At 53.6% G+C, this 18,659-nt stretch carries 22 protein-coding genes; all 22 read right to left on the bottom strand.

Features of this window, described 5'->3' with window-relative positions; translation table 11 throughout:
• Positions 1 to 7: 7 nt before the first annotated feature.
• Genes KNP67_RS02595 through fliG form a run of 22 tightly spaced genes read right to left on the bottom strand, consistent with a single transcriptional unit; the run spans position 8 to position 18,654 of the window.
• Complete coding sequence (locus KNP67_RS02595; protein WP_021067140.1) at positions 8 to 1,975, bottom strand: chemotaxis protein CheA; 1,968 nt, start codon at positions 1,973 to 1,975, stop codon at positions 8 to 10.
• A 19-nt stretch (positions 1,976 to 1,994) separates the two neighbouring features.
• Positions 1,995 to 2,834, bottom strand: a complete 840-nt coding sequence (locus KNP67_RS02590; protein ID WP_214755801.1) for a MinD/ParA family protein — start codon at positions 2,832 to 2,834, stop codon at positions 1,995 to 1,997.
• Positions 2,813 to 3,892, bottom strand: a complete 1,080-nt coding sequence (locus tag KNP67_RS02585) for a flagellar biosynthesis protein FlhF (RefSeq protein WP_021067138.1) — start codon at positions 3,890 to 3,892, stop codon at positions 2,813 to 2,815. The genes KNP67_RS02590 and KNP67_RS02585 overlap by 22 nt, the downstream gene beginning before the upstream one ends.
• Entirely contained in the window at positions 3,893 to 5,911 is a 2,019-nt protein-coding gene (gene flhA / locus KNP67_RS02580; RefSeq protein ID WP_214755800.1) for a flagellar biosynthesis protein FlhA, read from the bottom strand. It abuts the gene before it with no gap.
• Between the two features lie 13 nt (positions 5,912 to 5,924).
• A complete protein-coding gene (flhB, locus tag KNP67_RS02575; protein WP_029595695.1) occupies positions 5,925 to 7,016 on the bottom strand; it encodes a flagellar biosynthesis protein FlhB in 1,092 nt (363 codons plus the stop codon).
• Positions 7,013 to 7,783 (bottom strand): flagellar biosynthetic protein FliR, encoded by a 771-nt coding sequence (gene fliR, locus KNP67_RS02570; protein WP_021067135.1) that lies wholly within the window; start codon positions 7,781 to 7,783, stop codon positions 7,013 to 7,015. Before fliR ends, flhB begins: the two co-directional genes overlap by 4 nt.
• The gene (gene fliQ, locus KNP67_RS02565) at positions 7,780 to 8,052 is read right to left on the bottom strand and encodes a flagellar biosynthesis protein FliQ (RefSeq protein ID WP_029595696.1); all 273 of its coding nucleotides are present in this window, start codon (positions 8,050 to 8,052) and stop codon (positions 7,780 to 7,782) included. Before fliQ ends, fliR begins: the two co-directional genes overlap by 4 nt.
• Before the next feature lie 11 nt (positions 8,053 to 8,063).
• Positions 8,064 to 8,729, bottom strand: coding sequence for a flagellar type III secretion system pore protein FliP (gene fliP, locus KNP67_RS02560; RefSeq protein WP_021067133.1), 666 nt, complete (start codon positions 8,727 to 8,729; stop codon positions 8,064 to 8,066).
• Positions 8,726 to 9,220, bottom strand: a complete 495-nt coding sequence (locus tag KNP67_RS02555) for a flagellar biosynthetic protein FliO (RefSeq protein WP_021067132.1) — start codon at positions 9,218 to 9,220, stop codon at positions 8,726 to 8,728. The genes fliP and KNP67_RS02555 overlap by 4 nt, the downstream gene beginning before the upstream one ends.
• Positions 9,217 to 9,582 carry a response regulator gene (locus tag KNP67_RS02550; RefSeq protein ID WP_021067131.1) on the bottom strand — a complete coding sequence of 122 codons (366 nt, stop codon included), beginning with the start codon at positions 9,580 to 9,582 and terminating at the stop codon, positions 9,217 to 9,219. Before KNP67_RS02550 ends, KNP67_RS02555 begins: the two co-directional genes overlap by 4 nt.
• Positions 9,583 to 9,594: 12 nt before the next feature.
• Positions 9,595 to 10,710 carry a flagellar motor switch phosphatase FliY gene (fliY, locus tag KNP67_RS02545; RefSeq protein ID WP_029595697.1) on the bottom strand — a complete coding sequence of 372 codons (1,116 nt, stop codon included), beginning with the start codon at positions 10,708 to 10,710 and terminating at the stop codon, positions 9,595 to 9,597.
• Complete coding sequence (gene fliM / locus KNP67_RS02540; RefSeq protein ID WP_021067129.1) at positions 10,707 to 11,696, bottom strand: flagellar motor switch protein FliM; 990 nt, start codon at positions 11,694 to 11,696, stop codon at positions 10,707 to 10,709. The genes fliY and fliM overlap by 4 nt, the downstream gene beginning before the upstream one ends.
• Positions 11,697 to 11,705: 9 nt before the next feature.
• The gene (locus KNP67_RS02535; protein WP_021067128.1) at positions 11,706 to 12,155 is read right to left on the bottom strand and encodes a flagellar basal body-associated FliL family protein; all 450 of its coding nucleotides are present in this window, start codon (positions 12,153 to 12,155) and stop codon (positions 11,706 to 11,708) included.
• The gene (locus tag KNP67_RS02530; RefSeq protein WP_021067127.1) at positions 12,148 to 12,366 is read right to left on the bottom strand and encodes a flagellar FlbD family protein; all 219 of its coding nucleotides are present in this window, start codon (positions 12,364 to 12,366) and stop codon (positions 12,148 to 12,150) included. The genes KNP67_RS02535 and KNP67_RS02530 overlap by 8 nt, the downstream gene beginning before the upstream one ends.
• The gene (gene flgG, locus KNP67_RS02525; protein ID WP_021067126.1) at positions 12,366 to 13,157 is read right to left on the bottom strand and encodes a flagellar basal body rod protein FlgG; all 792 of its coding nucleotides are present in this window, start codon (positions 13,155 to 13,157) and stop codon (positions 12,366 to 12,368) included. The genes KNP67_RS02530 and flgG overlap by 1 nt, the downstream gene beginning before the upstream one ends.
• Before the next feature lie 11 nt (positions 13,158 to 13,168).
• Positions 13,169 to 13,600 (bottom strand): flagellar hook capping FlgD N-terminal domain-containing protein, encoded by a 432-nt coding sequence (locus tag KNP67_RS02520; RefSeq protein ID WP_021067125.1) that lies wholly within the window; start codon positions 13,598 to 13,600, stop codon positions 13,169 to 13,171.
• The gene (locus KNP67_RS02515) at positions 13,572 to 14,618 is read right to left on the bottom strand and encodes a flagellar hook-length control protein FliK (RefSeq protein WP_241764592.1); all 1,047 of its coding nucleotides are present in this window, start codon (positions 14,616 to 14,618) and stop codon (positions 13,572 to 13,574) included. The genes KNP67_RS02520 and KNP67_RS02515 overlap by 29 nt, the downstream gene beginning before the upstream one ends.
• Before the next feature lie 20 nt (positions 14,619 to 14,638).
• Positions 14,639 to 15,199, bottom strand: a complete 561-nt coding sequence (locus KNP67_RS02510; RefSeq protein WP_021067123.1) for a MotE family protein — start codon at positions 15,197 to 15,199, stop codon at positions 14,639 to 14,641.
• Between the two features lie 4 nt (positions 15,200 to 15,203).
• Positions 15,204 to 15,638: a flagellar FliJ family protein gene (locus KNP67_RS02505; protein ID WP_021067122.1), complete on the bottom strand. Its 435-nt coding sequence runs from the start codon at positions 15,636 to 15,638 to the stop codon at positions 15,204 to 15,206.
• A complete protein-coding gene (gene fliI / locus KNP67_RS02500) occupies positions 15,635 to 16,954 on the bottom strand; it encodes a flagellar protein export ATPase FliI (RefSeq protein ID WP_035385679.1) in 1,320 nt (439 codons plus the stop codon). The genes KNP67_RS02505 and fliI overlap by 4 nt, the downstream gene beginning before the upstream one ends.
• Positions 16,941 to 17,663, bottom strand: a complete 723-nt coding sequence (locus KNP67_RS02495) for a FliH/SctL family protein (protein WP_214713793.1) — start codon at positions 17,661 to 17,663, stop codon at positions 16,941 to 16,943. The genes fliI and KNP67_RS02495 overlap by 14 nt, the downstream gene beginning before the upstream one ends.
• The gene (gene fliG, locus KNP67_RS02490) at positions 17,647 to 18,654 is read right to left on the bottom strand and encodes a flagellar motor switch protein FliG (protein WP_021067119.1); all 1,008 of its coding nucleotides are present in this window, start codon (positions 18,652 to 18,654) and stop codon (positions 17,647 to 17,649) included. Before fliG ends, KNP67_RS02495 begins: the two co-directional genes overlap by 17 nt.
• Between the last annotated feature and the right edge of the window lie 5 nt (positions 18,655 to 18,659).

Raw genomic sequence — 18,659 nt, 5'->3', positions numbered from 1 at the left:
TTCCTCCTTAGAACAGATCGTTGCTGTCGACAATCAAGGCGACACGCCCGTCTCCGAGTATCGTCGCACCAGAGATGGCCGGAATGCCCTCGAGATACGTACCGAGCGGCTTCATGACAATCTCTTGTTGGCCAATCAAATCGTTGACGACCACGCCGACGAGTTTATTTCCTTTACGGACGACGACGACCGGGAATTGCGTCTTCGTTTCCGTCTCAATCGCAAACATTTCTTTTAAATAGACGAGCGGGACGAGCTGACCTCGGAAATCGAAGACACGTTCGCGATGGGCCGTCAAAATGTCAGCCTCGTCAAGAAGTGTCGTCTCAAGAATCGATGACAACGGGATGGCGTACGTCTCCTCACCGGCTTGAACGAGCATCGCCGAGATGATGGACAGCGTGAGCGGAAGGCTGACTTGGAATTTCGTCCCTTGTCCGACGACCGTCTCGAGCGTGACGACCCCACCGAGTGATTCAATTTTGTTTTTCACGACGTCAAGACCGACACCGCGACCAGACAAATCAGTGACGACGTCTGCCGTCGAGAAGCCTGGGGCGAAGATGAGCATAGCGACTTCGTTATCGGTCATCGCTGTCGCTTCTTCCGGCGTGATGACGCCGCGCTCGAGCGCTTTCGACCGGACTTTATCGACATGGATCCCAGCCCCGTCGTCCTCGATTTCAATGAAGACACGGTTGCCGCCATGGTAAGCCCGGAGTGCAAGACTCCCTTGCTCCGGTTTCCCGGCTGCGACACGGACTTCTGGTAGTTCGATGCCGTGATCGATGGCATTGCGAATCAAGTGAACGAGCGGGTCGCCAATCTCATCGATGACCGTCCGATCGAGTTCCGTCTCCGCGCCTGTGATCTCAAGCTGGACTTTTTTATGGATGTCTTTCGCGACCGAACGTACCATGCGTGGGAAGCGGTTGAACACTTGCTCGATCGGCATCATCCGGAGCGTCAGCACGAGTGATTGGAGTTCGTTCGTCCCGCGTTTGATTTTCTCGACCGTCTCGTTCAATTCAGGCTGTCCGACTTCGTCGGCGAGCCGCTCGAGACGACCGCGGTCGATAATGAACTCTTCGAATAAGTTCATTAAACGATCAATCCGTTCCAAGTTGACGCGAATCGTCTTCGCCTGGGCGACAGCCTGTTCTTTCGGCTCGTCCGCCTCGACTTTCGGTTTCGCTTCAGCGACGGCGACGGTCTCGGCACTGACGGCGACTTCCGGTTCACTCGATGCACTCGTATACACCGTCACGAGGACGTGCTCGACTTCTGACACTTGGGACACGGCGTGTTCAATCACATCTGCCGTCTCTTGTGACACAAACAAGACGTCAAACGAGAGGTCGAACTGCTCTTGTTCGATGGCCTCGGTTTCCGGTAACGTCCGGACGACCTCGCCGAGTTCTTGCAGGCGATCGAATACCATATAGGCACGCGCCGCTTTCAAAACGACGGCATCGGATAGTTTCACGTGCAATTGGAACGCCTCGAAGCCCGTCTCCTTCGCTTGGGTGATGACCGAATCCGTATAAAGGTCGGCCGTGAAGACGTTGGCTTCGACCGTCGGAGCCGCCTTTGGCGAGCTGCCGATGAACGACTGGAACGCAGACACCGTCGCAGCGACATCGACGTTCGCGCCTCGGCCGCCGGTCTCGATATTGGCGATCATCTCTTCGATTTGTTCCATCGCTGAGAACATCGTATCAAGCAACAGCTGGTTGCTCTCTTTCTTACCGGCCCGAACCAAGTCGAGCGCGCTCTCCATCTCATGTGTCAAGTTGGCCACACTCTCATAACCCATCGTCGCCGACATTCCTTTGAGCGTATGCGCGGAGCGGAAAATCTCTTGAATCGCTTCTTGGCTGCCCGTCTGTTCAAGTTTTAACAGTTGGGTGTTCACCGATTGAATATGTTCTTGCGACTCATCTAAAAACAATCCTAAGTATTCGTTCACGTCCATCTATAATGCCTCCCTGTCGTTAGACTCGGTTCCACTGACGTTTCAAGTTCCCCATCAAGCGATCCATAAAATGACGCGGTTTCGGCGGTGTCCCGGTCAATGTCGTTAAAATCCGCTCTAACCGCCAACTGATATCACTTTTTCGGTCCAAATGGTAAAACGGGACTTGGGCGATGACCGCTCGTCTGACCGTGGCGTCATCTGGTAAATACCCGAGGAATCGAATCGATTTCTTTAAAAACTGCTCACACGCAACTTCCATTCGTTCAAAACATTGCAGCGCTTCCTCACCCGATTGGGCCCGATTGACGATGATGCCGAGCGGTAAGTCTGGGCTTTGTCGATGCACCAGCTTCGTATAGGCGTACCCATCCATGAGCGAGGTCGGTTCAGGCGTCAAGATGAGAAACATCTCATCGCATCCTTCAATGAATTGAAGTGATGTGTCGGTCGCCCCGGCCCCCATGTCGAACAGGACATAATCGTATTCAGTGAGCACTTCGAGTTCACGCATAAAAAATTGCATATCGGCATGTGAGAATTGGACTAGTTCATCAAGTCCACTCCCCCCATGTAATATATCGACACCATGCACACCTTTCTGAACCGAGGCGGCCAGCGGAATTCGGGCTTTGACCGAATCCATCATCGTCCGTGATCTCGAGGCGTTCAACAAGATATGCACGTTCGCCATCCCGATGTCGAGATCGACGATTAACACGCGCTTCCCAAGCTCGACGAGGCCGATGGCCGTATTGACACAGACGTTCGTCTTGCCGACCCCGCCTTTCCCGCTCGCGAAAGCGATCGTCGTCGGTGGGGTCTCTGTTTTCGCCCTTAGACGTCTTGCTTGGTCCATTGGGTCCACCCTTCTTTCTCAAGCAACCGATCCGTCAGCCGGGAAGGGTCCCCGTTGACGAGGTCGTCCGGCACTTCTTGTCCATCCGTCAGCCAAGCGACCGGCAGCCCACTTTCGCGAACCATCCGATACATCGCATGGATGTCGCTCGTCTCGTCCGCTTTCGTGAAGATCAGCGACCCGAGCGGCAACGGCTCGAACTGGCGATATATCATTTCCATGTCCCGCATCTTTGACGTCAAGCTGAGGACGAGCGAGAGACTCGTCTCCGAAAAGTCATGATGCCGCTCGAACTGCTCAACATACGCCTCGTCGCGGAAGTTGCGGCCAGCCGTATCAATCAAAATGATGTCTTTTCGAGCGAACAGCTGCTTCGCCCGTTTGAAATCATCAAAATCGTAGGCGACCTCGACCGGGATGTCTAGAATCTCGGCGTACGTCTTCAACTGCTCGATGGCAGCGATTCGATACGTATCCGTCGTGATGAGGCCGACCGAGAGTCCATGCTCGAGCTTATAGTGGGCGGCTAGTTTCGCGAGCGTCGTCGTCTTGCCGACACCGGTCGGACCGACGAGCATCATGTACCGTTTCGGTTCCGGTACAGGCAAGAAAGAATTTTGGATTTGATCGCGGACGTAACGTTCGACGGCGTCGACCGATTTTGTCGTGTAATACAGTTCCTGAATCGCTTCGTCCCACGCTTCACCTTGAAACGATTCGGACGCGAGCAGCGCTTCGACGTGTGCCAATGGTGCCGGCAACCGTCTCGCTCCCGAGATTTCAGGCGCAGCATACGCGACGTTACGTGGTTGCGGTTGACGTTTTTGCGTCGCCTCAGGTTTCGTTGCCGCGACCGGCTTCGCAACCGTACGTGGTTTGACGGCGAGCGGCGCCTTCTCGAGCGCGGCGATGACCTCGACGTGTTGTGAGGCGAACAAGCCGAGCCATCCTTTCTTCACTTGGCGCGAATTCAAGATGACGGCGTCGTCGCCAAACTCTTGTTTGACTTTCGCCATCGCTTCCGCCATCGTCTTGCCTGTATATTTTTTGATTTGCACTTAAATCACCCCAATACTTTTCACTTCAATCGAGCTGAGCAGTTCGTTGTAGGCGAGGACCGGCACATCCGGATAATACCGTTCGAGCAATTGTCTCACGAACAGGCGGATCGTCGGCGAACAAAGAATGACGGCCGATGCCCCGTAGCGTTCGAACATCGACAGCTGCTCGCCCGAGCGTTCGATAATCTCGCGCGCTTGTTCCGGGTCGAGCGCCAAATAGTTGCCGAACTCCGTCTTTTGAACGGCGTCTTGAATCAGCTGTTCGGTCTGACCGCCTAGGGTGACCACGTAGAGTGGTCCGTCGGGCGGACTGACTTGATCCGTCAATTGACGTGACAGACCTTGCCGGCAGTATTCGCCGAGGATATCCGCGTCTTTCGTCACTTTTCCATAGTCGGCCATCGTCTCGAACAAGAGCGGTAAATTGCGAATCGAGACGTGTTCTTTCAACAGATGACGGAGCACTTTTTGAATGTCTCCAATCGACAAGACGGATGGTGTCACGTCTTCGACGAGCACCGGATGTGTCTCTTTCAAATGCTCGACGAGCTGTTTCGTCTCTTCACGGCCGAGCAGGTCGGTAGCGTGTTTCTTGAGCGTCTCCGTCAAATGTGTCGCCACGACGGACGGCGGATCGACGACGGTATACCCGCTCATTTCGGCGCGGGTGCGCGTCTCTTCATCAATCCATAGCGCCGGGAGACCGAACGCCGGCTCCGTCGTTTCAATCCCATATACTTCTGGATCTTCAATCCCAGGACTCATCGCCAAGTAATGATCGAGCAAGAGTTCGCCTTCAGCGACGACGTTGCCTTTCACTTTGATGCGATATGCGTTCGGTGACAGTTGCAGATGATCACGAATCCGTACCGTCGGCAAGATGAACCCGAGTTCGAGCGCGAGCTGACGACGGATCATAACGACTCGGTCGAGCAAGTCGCCGCCTTGCGATTCATCGGCGAGCGGAATGAGTCCGTAACCGAACTCGAACTCGATAGCATCAATCTGTAAAAGCGAAACGACAGTCTCGGTCGGTGCCGACGGTTCTTCTTCCGGTAACGGCGTATCGATGACCCGTTTCAAATTGCGACGCATCGTATAGGCGCCGTAGAACGTGGCGCCGGCAATGATGAGCGTCACGGGGAGCAGACTCGGCGAAATAAAGCCGAGCATGATGACGATGGAGCCGGCGATATAAAGCAGCGTCGGGTTTTGACCGAGCTGATCGACGACGTCCTCGCCTAGATTCCCGTCCGAGACGGCACGCGTGACGATAATCCCGGTTGCCGTCGAGATGAGGAGCGCCGGGATTTGACCGACGAGCCCGTCCCCGATCGTCATGAGCGAGAACGTCTGGAACGCCTCACCGACCGGAAGACCCATTTGGACGGTACCGATGATGATTCCGAAAATCAAGTTGATGGCGACGATGATAATCCCAGCGATGGCGTCCCCTTTGACGAACTTCGAGGCCCCATCCATCGACCCATAAAAGTCGGCTTCACTTTGAATCTTTTTCCGACGGATTTGCGCGTCTTTGTCATCAATCAAGCCCGAATTCAAATCGGCATCGATGGCCATCTGTTTCCCTGGCATCGCATCGAGGGTGAAACGCGCCGACACTTCGGATACACGTTCGGCCCCTTTCGTGATGACGACGAATTGGATGATGACGAGGATGAGGAAGACGACGAACCCGACGAGCACGTTCCCGCCGACGACGAAGTTACCGAATGTCTCGATGACTTCTCCACCGTATCCGGTCGATAAAATCGAACGTGTCGTCGACACGTTCAATCCGAGCCGGAACAACGTCACGATCAGCAAGAGCGAAGGAAAGACCGAGAAGTCGAGTGCTTCACGTGCATTCATCGCGACGAGTAAAATCAGCAACGCAACCAGTATATTGACAATGATTAAGAAATCTAACATGAACCCCGGTAACGGGATGACGAGCATGACGACGATTAACAGAACGCCGATCAATACCGCAAAATCTTTAGCTTTTACAGCCAATACATACTCCTCCTCAAGACGGTTGTTTCAATTGATAGACGAATGCGAGCACTTCGGCGATCGCCTGATAAAACGACTCGTCAACGACTTCCCCGATATCCATTTGGGCGTACAGCGCACGGGCCAACGGTTTGTTTTCGACAATCGGGATGTCATGTTCTTTGGCCACGTCACGGATATTGAAGGCGACGCGATCGACCCCTTTGGCGACGACGAGCGGCGCGAAGTCTTTCGTGTCGTCGTACCGGATGACGACGGCATAATGGGTCGGGTTGGTGATGACGACATCCGCGTTCGGAATTTCTTGCATCATGCGGCGCATCGCCATCTCCCGCTGTTGTTGTTTGATTTTCGATTTGATGAGCGGATCACCCTCACTGTTCTTATACTCGTCTTTAATATCTTGCTTCGACATACGAATCGATTTCTCAAAGTCGAATCGTTGATAGAAGAAGTCGAGCAACGCGAGTGCGAGCAAGGCCACGCTCACCCATAGTCCGAGTTCGATCGTGATATGGGCGAGCGCGATGACCGATTCACGGATATGTTCGACCGCCATGCGGGACAGCTCTTTTTGATTCTGCCAAAGCACGGCGACGGCAGTCGTCAGGATAATCAATAATTTGAATAAGGACTTTAAAAATTCGACGACCGCTTTCATACTGATAATCCGTTTGACCCCTTTAATCGGATCGATTCGTTCGAGTTTCGGTTGAATCGCTTCCGCCGAGAACAACGTCCCGATTTGAAGGTAGTTGATTAAAATCCCGAACACGACGGCGACCGCGAAGAACGGGCCTACAATCAGTCCGACCCGAAGCAACAAGTCGGTGAGCATGCCGGACAATCCGTTGGACAGATCGAACAGCAAGTAGTTCGGACCGAGCAACTCTTTCGTCACACTGAACAACTGTTTGCCGAGATACGGTCCTAAGAACGATAACATGAGAAACATCGCGAACAAGGCGAAGGCACCGGTCAAATCGGCTGACTTGGCCACTTGGCCTTTCTTGCGCGAATCCTCTCGTTTGCGTGGTGTTGCTTTTTCGGTTTTTTCTCCTGCAAAAAATTGAAGATCGACCGATAAGGTATATAGAGGCTTCATGAGGCGTCTCCTAGCACAGTCATAAAATCACGTAACACTTCTTGTAGAATCGGGATGAATTGGCTGATGCCGTTCAAGGTCAAGCCCATCATGACGACCATGACCGAAAATCCCGCAATCAGCTTGAATGAAAATCCGATTGCAAAAATATTGAACTGCGGCGCCGATTTCGCCAAGAACCCGAGCGCCATGTCGACGAGCAAGAGCGACGCCATGAGCGGAAAGGCAAGCTGCAAGGCGACCATCATCGTCATCGTGACGACCTTGACGGCCATCATGAGTGACGCTTCGCTAAAGTCGATGATCGGCTGACCCGGCGGATAAATTTGAAAGCTATAATAGATGCCATCAATCAGCAACAGATGTAAGTTGCTCGACAGCATGATAAACAACGTAAAAATATAATAGAATCGACCGATCAGCGGCGACTGGCCTCCGAACATCGGGTCATAGGCCGATGCCATCGCGAGTCCGAGCTGTAAATCGATGACGCCACCCGCAATCTGAGGCGCAAAGAATAAAATGTTAATCAAAATACCGAGCACTAACCCGATCAACACCTCGTACAACACCTGTAAAATATAGGCTTGACCGAGATCGAGCGGCTCTGTCACCGTGAACATCGCATAGTACGCTAAAAAGGCACTGAACGCGACGCGATGCATGACCGGCAGTTGCCGGGATGAAAATAACGGGACGCTCACGAAAAAGCCGGAAAGACGGGCAAACGTCAATCCATAGAGACTGATGAAATCGACCGCGTTCATTTCGAGGCGACCTCGACCATCAGTTCAAAAATCAAACGGGTGAACCCTTCAATCTGTTGCAGCATCCAAGGCCCAAAGACGACGAGTCCGATAAAGACCGAGACAATCTTTGGGACGAACGATAGCGTCTGCTCTTGAATTTGTGTCGTCGCCTGTAAAATCGAAATGACGAGACCGACGACGAGCGAGATCAATAAGAGCGGCATCGAGATTTTCAATAACGTCCACACACTCTCCGTCGCCAAATAAATGATCATTTCCTGCGTCATATTCGTTCCTCCTACATACTTCTAAGCAAGGACTCCACAATCAAGTGCCATCCATCCACCAACACAAACAGTAACAATTTGAACGGCAATGCGATCATGACCGGCGGAAGCATCATCATCCCCATTGACATGAGGACACTCGCCACGACCATATCGATAATCAAAAATGGCAAGAAGATCATGAATCCGATTTGGAACGCCGTTTTTAACTCGCTAATCGCATAGGCCGGGACCATCGCGAGCAGCGGGACATCTTCGACCGACTCAGGTTGCTCATAGTTCCCATATTTAATAAATAATTGCAAATCCTCTTGGCGCGTATATTGGGCCATGAACCGCTTCATCGTATTCCCCGCCTCTTCGAACGCCTCGTCTTGGCTGATTTCGTCGTCCATATATGGCGACAACGCCTGATCATTCAACTCCGATAGTACAGGCGACATGACGAACAACGTGATGAACAGGGCGAGCCCGATAATCAGCTGGTTCGGTGGCGTCTGCTGCGTCCCGAGTGCCGGGCGGATGAACGAAAGCACGACGACGACCCGTGTGAAACAAGTCATCAAGATTAAAAACGATGGCGCGAGCGTGAGCAAGGTGAGCACGACCAACAATTTGATCGAGGTCGATGTACTGTCTGGCGTCTCCAAGTTGATTAATTGTTCAATCGTCGTCATCGTTTCTTCCTCACTTCTTCAATCTGGGCCAACTGTTGTTTAAACGTGTCGAGGAAAGCCGACGAGTTCGACTGGTTCAAGGTCGGGGCATCGAGCGCCGCCTCGTCCATCGCTTCGGCATCAATCCGGTCAAGCAATTGAATTGAGTCGCCGACACCGAGCACGTACACTTGTTCACCGAGCTTGACGAGTTGCACCGAACGGTCTTTGCCGAGCGGGACACCACCGAGATGGGTCAAATGCTGAGCCGACTTCACGCCTTGTGTCCGTGCGTTCAACCATCGCACGAGGACGAGGAACCCACCGATGACGACGACCAGGCTCAAGATGAGCTTGATGGCCGTGCCGACCGATGAGACGGCCGATGTGACCGGTTCCTCTTTCGTGTCTGGTTGTTGCTGTTCGAACTGTTGGTCGACGGTGGCGGCCTCGACCGTGGCCGGGACGAATAACCCAGCCACGAGAAGGATAATCAACCACCACTTGTTCATTGTGCGACCGTTTTTGAGACTGCCTCGACGACGCGTTCAGCGTTGAACGGTTTGACGATAAAGTCTTTTGCTCCTGCTTGAATCGCATCGATGACCATCGCTTGTTGTCCCATCGCCGAACACATGATTACTTTCGCGTTCGAATCGAACCCGCGGATTTCCTTCAAGGCTGCCAAGCCGTCCATTTCTGGCATCGTGATGTCGAGCGTGACGAGATCGGGCATGAGCTCACGATATTTCGCGACTGCATCGACACCGTTCTCCGCTTCTCCGACGACTTCAAATCCATTCTTTGTCAAGATATCCTTAATCATCATGCGCATGAACGCCGCATCATCTACCACTAAAATTTTTGCACTCATTGTTCTTCCTCCTTAAACGATGCCAATCCGCTCGTGCGGTTGGATAATTTCTGTTACACGGACGCCGAAGTTCTCTTCGATGACGACGACTTCGCCGCGGGCGATCCGTTGTTGGTTCACATAAATATCGACCGGCTCACCGGCCAACTTGTCGAGTTCGATAATCGAACCTTGTGACAGCTCAAGCACTTCTCGGACCGAACGTTTCGTCCGTCCGAGTTCGACCGTCACGTTGAGCGGCACGTCATACAACAATCCCAGATTCGCTGGAATCGAGTCGTTCGTCGCCGGTGCGTGGAGCGGCATGAACTCGGCCTGGCTGACCGCGACTTCCGGTACCGACTTCGCTGCCGGACGAACCGGTTGTTGGGCGGCGGGAGCCGGTGCCTTCGGCGCTTCCTGCTTCGGCGCGGCCGGGGCAGCTGCCGGAGCTGGTGCGACAGGGGCTGGCGATGTGGCGGCCATCAGTTCGTTGACAAGTTGTTTCCCGAACTGGACCGGGGCGATTTGAACGATTTTCGAATCGATTAACGTACCGACCTTCAAGTTGAACTCGATTAAGACCATTGTCTCCCAAAGCTCGAGGCGGTCGATAATCGTCTGGTTCTTCGTCGCATCGAACACTTCGACGAGCGGTGGTGAAATATCAATCTTTTTCGAGAATACGGTCGACAATGATGTCGCTGCCGCACCCATCATTTGGTTCATCGCTTCTTGCACGGCCGAGAGTCGAATTTCATCGAGTCCTTCCGGATCGACGCCAATCCCAGTTCCACCGAGCATCAAGTCTGAGATGATGGCGGCGTCTTCACGTGTCAATACGAGCACGTTCTCGCCTTTCAAGCCTTCCGTATAGCCGACTCGAAGTGCCACGTGCGGCGTCGGATAACGCTCACGGAGCGCATCGATTGTGACCTCACTGACGATTGGAGTCGTGATTTCTACTTTTTGTTGCAGTAACGTCGATAGCGCCGTCGCCGAGTTACCGAACGAAATATTCCCGATTTCCCCTAAGGCGTCGCTTTCCATCGAATCAAGATGTTCTTCAGGATTCGCCTCCGGTTTTGACGACTCGCTCGTCCCGCGCAATAACGCGTCTATTTCATCTTGTGACAACATCTCACTCATTGCTCTTCCTCCTTCACCCGGTGGAGCACTTGGACCGCCATCCGCTTCCCGCTCACACCGACTTGCCCTCTGAACACTTTATTTTCCCCTACCATGATCGATAACGGGTCTTTCACCAATTGATCGAGGGTCAAACAGTCCCCGACCTCTAAATGCAACAAGTCACCGAACGTGATCGTCGTCTCCCCGAGCAGGGACACGACCTCGACCGACGAGTTCATCAACTGGGCTTTGAGCGGTTCTTTGCTGTTCCCGCTCGCATTACGGCGATTGGCCTCTTGCATCCAGTAATGACTCGATAGTTTCGATAACACCGGCTCAATCGTCACGAACGGTAAGCAGACGTTGATTGTCCCGCTCACTTCGCCAATGGTGACACCGATCGAGACGAGGACGACCGTCTCGTTTGGCGAGACGAGTTGGAGGAACTGGGGATTGACCTCGACCGCTGTCATCTCTGACTTGATCTCGGCAATCGATTCCCAGGCGTCTCCGTATCCTGCAAACGCTCGTTTATATAATTGCGTCAAGATGCGCATCTCGATTTCCGTGAAGCTCTCGACTTTTTCAATCTCGACCCCGGGACCGCCGAGTAGGCGATCGAGCATCGCGTACGAAATGTTCGGATTCACTTCGATGATGAAACGGCCGTTGAGCGGCGGCGCTTCAATCAAGTTGATCATCGTCATGCTCGGAATGGAATGAATGAATTCGTCATAAGGAAGCTGCTCGACCGAGTTGACCGTGAACTGGACGTATGTCCGGAGCTGGGCCGAGAAGAACGTGGTCAGCATCCGTGTGAAATGCTCATGAATCCGGGTCAAGCTTCGGATTTGGTCTTTCGAGAAGCGGACCGCCCGTTTAAAGTCATACTGCCGGACTTTCCGCTCTTCTTCCTGGGCCAAAAAGGAGTCGGCTTCGACGTCGCCACTGCTTAACGCCGATAGCAAGGCATCAATTTCTTGTTGAGATAAGACTTCTCCCATGATGCCACCTCACTGTATGATTTTCTTCGTCATGTAGACTCGTTGGACCTCACCTGACTCCAACAGTCCGTTTAGTTGTTTGCGGAGCGACTGCTCAAACTTCTGCATGTCTTCTTTCGTCGTGAGCTTCGCTTTCGTCATGCCGGCCAAATCGCCGAGGATGACGTTATGCACTTGGAACTTTCGAAGTTCGAGATCTTCTTTCGTCTCCGCAGCATCCGTCACGATTGTGAACTGGACGTTGATGAAACGCTCATCTTGGATGTTCGTCGTCATATCGTCCGTCGTGAAGCTGCGTTCGGCCAATTCTTCGGCGGTGACAGGTTTCGTCTTCGCCGTCACGTTGTCACCGAACAAGTATTTATAAGTCATAAATCCGGCCCCGCCCATGACGAGCAGGACGACTAGCAGGATGAGCACCATCTTCATGGCGCCGCCTTTTTGTTTTTCTTCACTCATCTTCTTCACCTCGTATGCCTATCGTTCCAACCAGACCGACCGAGGCATAGAACGCCGTCGTCCGGTCGATGATTTGTTGTTTCGTCTCGCGGACGATATACGTCTTTCCGTTATACAAGTGAATGATCGTATCGGGCTCGGCTTTGACCGTCTCGATGAACAAGGCGTTCAGCACAAGTTCTTCACCCCGGAGCGTCGTGACGCGAATCATCAGCGTTTCAAGTTGACGAGTTCTTGGAGAATCTCGTCCGATGTTGTGATGATTCGTGTGTTCGCTTGGAAACCACGCTGCGCGACAATCATTTCTGTGAACTCTTCCGACAAGTCGACGTTCGACATCTCGAGCGCACCCGAGACGAGTTCGCCACGCCCATCTTGTCCAGGGATACCAATGTTCGGCTCACCTGAGTTTTGCGATTGAATGAAGTTGTTCGCGCCGACTTTTGACAATCCGGCGTTGTTGGCGAACGTGACGACTTGGATTTGGCCGACGACTGTCGAAGCTCCGGCGTTATCGACGTAGCTGACTTGTCCGTCTTTCCCGATTGAGAGCGACTTCGCACCGGCAGGGATGTTGATTCGGTCTCCTGTCATGCTGAGGACATACGCACCGTCTCCGTTGACGAGGTCTCCTGTGTTATCTGTATAGAAGTTACCTGCCCGCGTGTATTGTGTCTGGCCGTTCACGTCCAAGGCGAAGAATCCTTCTCCTGAGATCCCGACATCAAGCGCTCTCCCTGAGTTTTGCATGGCGCCTTGGTTATAGACGTTATCGACGGTCGCCATCGTGCCCCCGAGACCGACTTCTTTCGGATTGACCCCACCGCTGACACCGTTCGCCGCCGTCGCACTACCGACTTGTTGGCTGACGAGGTCTTTGAACGTGACCCGGCCCTTTTTATAGCCGAACGTGTTGACGTTGGCGATGTTGTTCCCGACGACGTCAAGCTTCGATTGGAAGTTCTTTAAACCACTGATTCCTGAGTACATTGCTCTTAACATGATGAATCCTCCTATGCTTGTTTGATGGAAGTGATGTTGTACACGTTGACGGACGTTCCGTCTTCAAGGTCGGCCACATAGCCGGCTTCGGTCTTCGAAATCGAGAGAACACGTCCCGAGCCTTTAATCGTCTCGGTTTCCGTTTCGTTTGTATAAGCGACCGTTTGCCCGATCATATTGCTGAACTCCGAAATCGAGGCCATTTGTCGATCGACGAGCGCGGAATCGAGTTGTTTCGAAATCGTCTGCATCTGTTCGAGTGAAGAGAACTGAGCCATCTGAGAGATGAACTCACGGTCTTCCATCGGTGACATCGGGTCTTGGTTGGCGAGTTGGGCGAGCAACAGTTTCAAGAACATGCTTTGATCGTATTGGTTCGTCGCTTTCGGCATCGATTGATCCGGTAGCGTATAGTCATTCGTCTTCGGCTGGATTGTCGTCATCGTCAGGGTCTCCTTTCGGTTGTTCATGGTGTTCCGGTTCAGGTTGGTCGAACTCATTGAAGCTCGAGTTTTTCGTCTCTAGCGCTTGTTGGGTCAAGTTGACCTCGACGCGGACGTTCGGGTTCGCGGGCTGGAGCGTCTGTTGCAACTGTCCTAGTTGTGATTGCAATAACTGCTTCGCCTCTTGGTTACTCGCAAACAGCTTGACGACGAGTTCTCCGTTCTGCCGTTCGAGTTTGACGACGAGTTCCCCTAACTGTTCCGGATAAAGACGGACCGTGAACACTTTCGACCCATCGGCCCCGCTCTTGAACGGTGCCCGGTGCAAGGCCGCTTCGATGCGGGCCTGCATGTTTTCAGGTAATGAGCCTTTCGAGGCGTACATCACCATCTCAGAATCGATATTCGGTTTCGACCACGTCATGCTTTTCGGCATCCAGTCGGTTTCTTTGATCGGCTGTTGCATCTGTGCGGGTTGCGTTTCAGTTTGTGTCATACCGGGTAAAGGTTTTGGGGTCTGTCCGAGCGTCCCTTTAAACTGCGCAACGACTTGCTGGATGATGCGCACGTTCTCCTCTACTTGATCGACCGGCACCGTTTGGACGAGTGTGTCCGTCTCTTTCTTCGTGAGCGTAAACGAGAGCGTCGGCGCTGCCGCTTGGCTTGTGATCAGTGCAGGGATTGCGTCCGGGGCCTTGGCCGTTGCAGGCTCCGGGGCGACTTGATTCAAAATTCCGATATAGGCATCCATGAACTTGCGATACGCATCGGCCGGCAACGACTTCAACCATTGCAGGCTATCCGGCTGTTGCAGCCACTGCTCTAACCGATTCGATACGTTCTCGAGCGGGAGTGATGCTTCGTCTTCCGGAACAGCCATAGCTTCAGGCGACGAGGTCGGCGTCGTTCCGAGCATGGCCGAGAGCAATTCTAAAAACTGTCCGGTCGGGGTCGCACTCGCGTCCCCGCCTTTTTGTGGTGCCCCTTGCATCGATTGGGCCAGTAAGGCGATATTCATCATCATGTCCTCCTTTCCAGTCACTGGAGCAACTGGGTGACGACGGCGGCCTGTTGGGCATCCATCCGTCCCAATATGTCGGCTTGTTGCTTCGGCGACAATTCCTTCAATAGGTTCGCCACTTGCGGACTCTCGAGTTCGTTCATGATGGCAGCAGCTTGTTTCGCTGACATCTCCTCATAGACACGAGACACGTCCGAGGTTTCTTCTTCGACCGCACTGGCCGTCGCCAATTCCGCGACGAGTCGGTCACGTTCCTGAATCAACTTCGAGACTTCTTCTTGTCTAGCCTTCACTTCGTTCGTCAACTCGGCGTTATCGGCCCGAAGCTTCTCAATCTCGGCATTCGCCACTTTCAAGCGATTCGCGGCATCAGTATCCACACCGGTCACGTTCACGTTCGTCTTCACTTTTTCTTCCGGCTCTTGTTTTGAACCGGTCTCTAGAAACGGGACCGATAACAACGGACGGTCCATCGCATAGTTCATGACGACAATCCCTCCAACGAGTAGAAAGATGGCCGGGACGAGAACGAGCGCGACCAATAGCTGTCTGCCTCGCTTCGTGTTGTCTTTTTCCATCGGTTTACTTCCCTTTCCCGTGATGAATCACTGCCAACTCATCGATGAAATGCTGTTCGATGAGCTTTGTCGCGGCCACTTCATCTTGACTGACTTTTTCATGCAACGTTACATATTTCTTTTCCTCGACGACTTTTCCGAGCAGACGTTCCTGCGACAAATGGTAGCGGTTACGCGCCTGCTGGACGACGAGTTGTTGTGTCTCGATTTGGCGTTTCAACCGTTCGCGTGTCTGTTCACGGTATTGCGACATGAGCAAATCAATGACGCCAGCTTGTTCGTCTTGACTCTTCATGAGCGACTCGTACGTCAACACGAGCCGATACAGCGTCTCCATCTCTGTCTCGAACCGCGCTTTATGTTGTCTCATCTCCGTCGCCGACTCTTCTTTCTCATGTTCTGCGATCGGCATGATGCGCTCTAACAATAATCTGTTCATCGTTCACCTCGCACGATTTGGGCCAGGCGCTCTAACGATTCCTCAAGCGGGGCCTCTTCTTCGATGGATTGCTTTAAAAACGTCAACAAGTTCGGATACTGCTCGATGGCGGTATCGATGGCAGGGTTCGTCCCTTTTTTATAAGCACCGATATTGATTAAGTCTTCGGCATCCAAATACGTGGCCAGCCAACCCCGGAACGTCTGCGCGACCTCCCGATGCATCGGCGTGGCAATTTGGTTCATGACGCGGCTGATCGACTTCAAGACGTGAATCGCCGGGAACTGTCCACGGTTCGCGAGCGAGCGGTCCATGACGAAGTGTCCGTCTAAAATCCCGCGCACCGCATCCGCAATCGGCTCGTTCATATCGTCCCCGTCGACGAGGACGGTATAGAACGCAGTAATCGATCCTGTCACGGCGGTCCCGCTTCGTTCTAACAGTTGCGGCAGCATCGCGAAGACGGAAGGCGTATACCCTTTAGACGTCGGTGGTTCCCCTGTGGCGAGTCCGATTTCACGTTGCGCCATGGCGAACCGGGTCACCGAATCCATCATGAGGACGACTTCTTTACCTTGATCGCGGAAGTATTCGGCGATGGCTGTCGCCGTATAAGCTCCTTTCAACCGCACGAGCGGCGGTTGGTCGCTCGTCGCCACGATGACGACCGAGCGGGCCATCCCTTCTGGTCCGAGTTCTTTCTCGATGAACTCTTTCACTTCCCGGCCACGCTCTCCGATCAAGGCGATGACGTTGATGTCGGCCGATGATCGTTTGGCAATCATGCCGAGCAATGTCGACTTCCCGACGCCGGAACCTGCGAACAATCCGACCCGCTGTCCTTTCCCGACTGTCAAGAGACCGTCGATGACGCGAACGCCTGTCGAGAGGACGTCTAAAATGCGGGGCCGCTCAAGTGGGTTCGGCGGCTTACGAAGCACGTCGTAACGTGCGCCAGGCGTGTCACCCTCACCGGACAACGGACGGCCGAGACCGTCGAGCACTTGGCCAATCAACTCGTCGCCGACCGGCACTTGAAGCATCCGGCCTGTCCCTTTGACCATACATCCCGGTGCGATTTGCGTCGTTTCGCCGTAAGGCATGAGGAGGACGCGTGCCTCATTGAATCCGACAACTTCGGCTTCGACGTGTTGACCGGATGGTAGCTCGATCAAACAACGTTCTCCGATAAAAGCACTCGGTCCATTCGACTCGATCATCAGACCGACGACCCGACAGACGCGTCCGACTTTTCGGACGTACTCGTCATCGGGCGAGGACACAATCGACTCGAGCACGCGGTCAATAAGCGCCATCGGCCAGGACCTCCTCGATTTTGGAACGTACGCGATCAAAGCTATAGCTCAAATCGAGCTCATCCCCGTGATGAGGGGTCTCAATCCTTACGCTCGTCTCATCCAAGCCTGCATCCGCCCGGTATTTGATGCCCGGGCCGTCTGGAATGACCCAGTCCGCTTCAAAGCGTTGGATCGAGGCGAGTCGCGTTGGATGGACGTACACCGTCAATGATTCCGCATCGAGTTGACGGAGCAACTGTTCACGGACACGATCGGCGAACAACGCCTCATCGTTTCGGACGAGTTCTGTCGTCACGCGAGCGCTGACCTCGACGGCGAGGGCGACGAGCTGTTGCTCGGCGTCCCGCCATTTCGTGTCAAACAACTGCTCGAGTTCGACGCTGACCGTGTTTAAGCGGGTCGTCAATTCCTCATACTCGGCCTTGCCGTCCCGTCTTCCTTGCTCAAAGCCTGCGTCGTAGCCTTCTTGTCTAGCCGACACGAGCACTTCTTCCCGTAAGTCGGCGAGTTCTTGTTCCATCGCCGTGCGGCGCGCTTCGAGTGTGGCTGCTTGCTCGTCTAGTTTCGCACGCGTTTGGGCCAACCGCTCCCGCTCTTCATCCTGGTGTAGCATACTCACCGGCTCGAGGAACGGCTTTGAATCAATCCGTTGCGGCTCGAGTGGTGTCGCATAGTGGCGTTTGATTACGTTAGACAACGATGTCATCTCCTCCACCGCGGCTAATCACGATTTCTCCGACGTCTTCTAGGCGACGGATGATGCCGACGATACGGCTTTGTGCCTCTTCGACGTCACGCAACCGGACAGGCCCCATGAATTCCATGTCTTCTTTGAACGTTTCGACCATTCGTTGCGACATGTTTTTGAAGATGATCTGTTTGACTTCGTCGGACGAGACTTTGAGGGCGAGCAAGAGATCGTCGTTCGCCACTTCGCGGATAATCCGCTGAATCGCCCGTGAATCGAGTGTAACGATATCCTCGAAGACGAACATCCGTTTTTTGATTTCTTCGGCCAATTCCGGGTCTTCGATTTCAAGCGCATCGAGAATCGTGCGCTCGGTCGTACGGTCGACGCCGTTGAGCACTTCGACGACCGCCTCGATGCCACCAGACTGGGCATAATCTTGCATATCCGTTTGGGACAAGTTCTTCTCGAGAATCTGTTCAATCTCATGAATCACGTCCGGGTTGAGTCGGTCCATCGTCGCGATCCGCTTGGCGACTTCCGACTGAATCTCAGGCGGGAGCTCAGACAAAATTTGTCCTGACTTGACCGGTTCGAGATGCGCCAAAATCAAGGCGATCGTTTGCGGATGCTCGTTTTGGATAAAGTTCAACAGCTGTTTCGGGTCGGCCTTGCGGGCGAACTCGAACGGTCGGACTTGAAGCGTCGAGGTGAGGCGGTGGATAAGGGCCATCGCCTTCTCTTCTCCGACCGCTTTCTCGAGCACCGTTTTCGCGAATCCGATGCCCCCTTGCGTGATATAGCTCTGCGCCATGGCGAGCTCGTGGAACTCGCCCATGATGGCTTCTTTTTGTTCGGATGATACTTTTTTCAACGCCGAAATTTGTAGCGTCAATTGCTCCATCTCTTCTTCGGACAGATGCTTGTAGACGCTTGCTGCCACTTCAGGTCCAAGCGAGATCATGAGCATGGCCGCTTTTTCTCGGTTCGGTTGTTTGGCGTAATTCACAGTAC

Source organism: Exiguobacterium sp. s157, from assembly GCF_018618205.1.
Taxonomy (GTDB): Bacteria; Bacillota; Bacilli; order Exiguobacteriales; family Exiguobacteriaceae; genus Exiguobacterium; species Exiguobacterium chiriqhucha.
The sequence above is the reverse complement of the archived record's forward strand: the minus strand, read 5'-3'. Positions and strand labels throughout refer to the sequence as shown.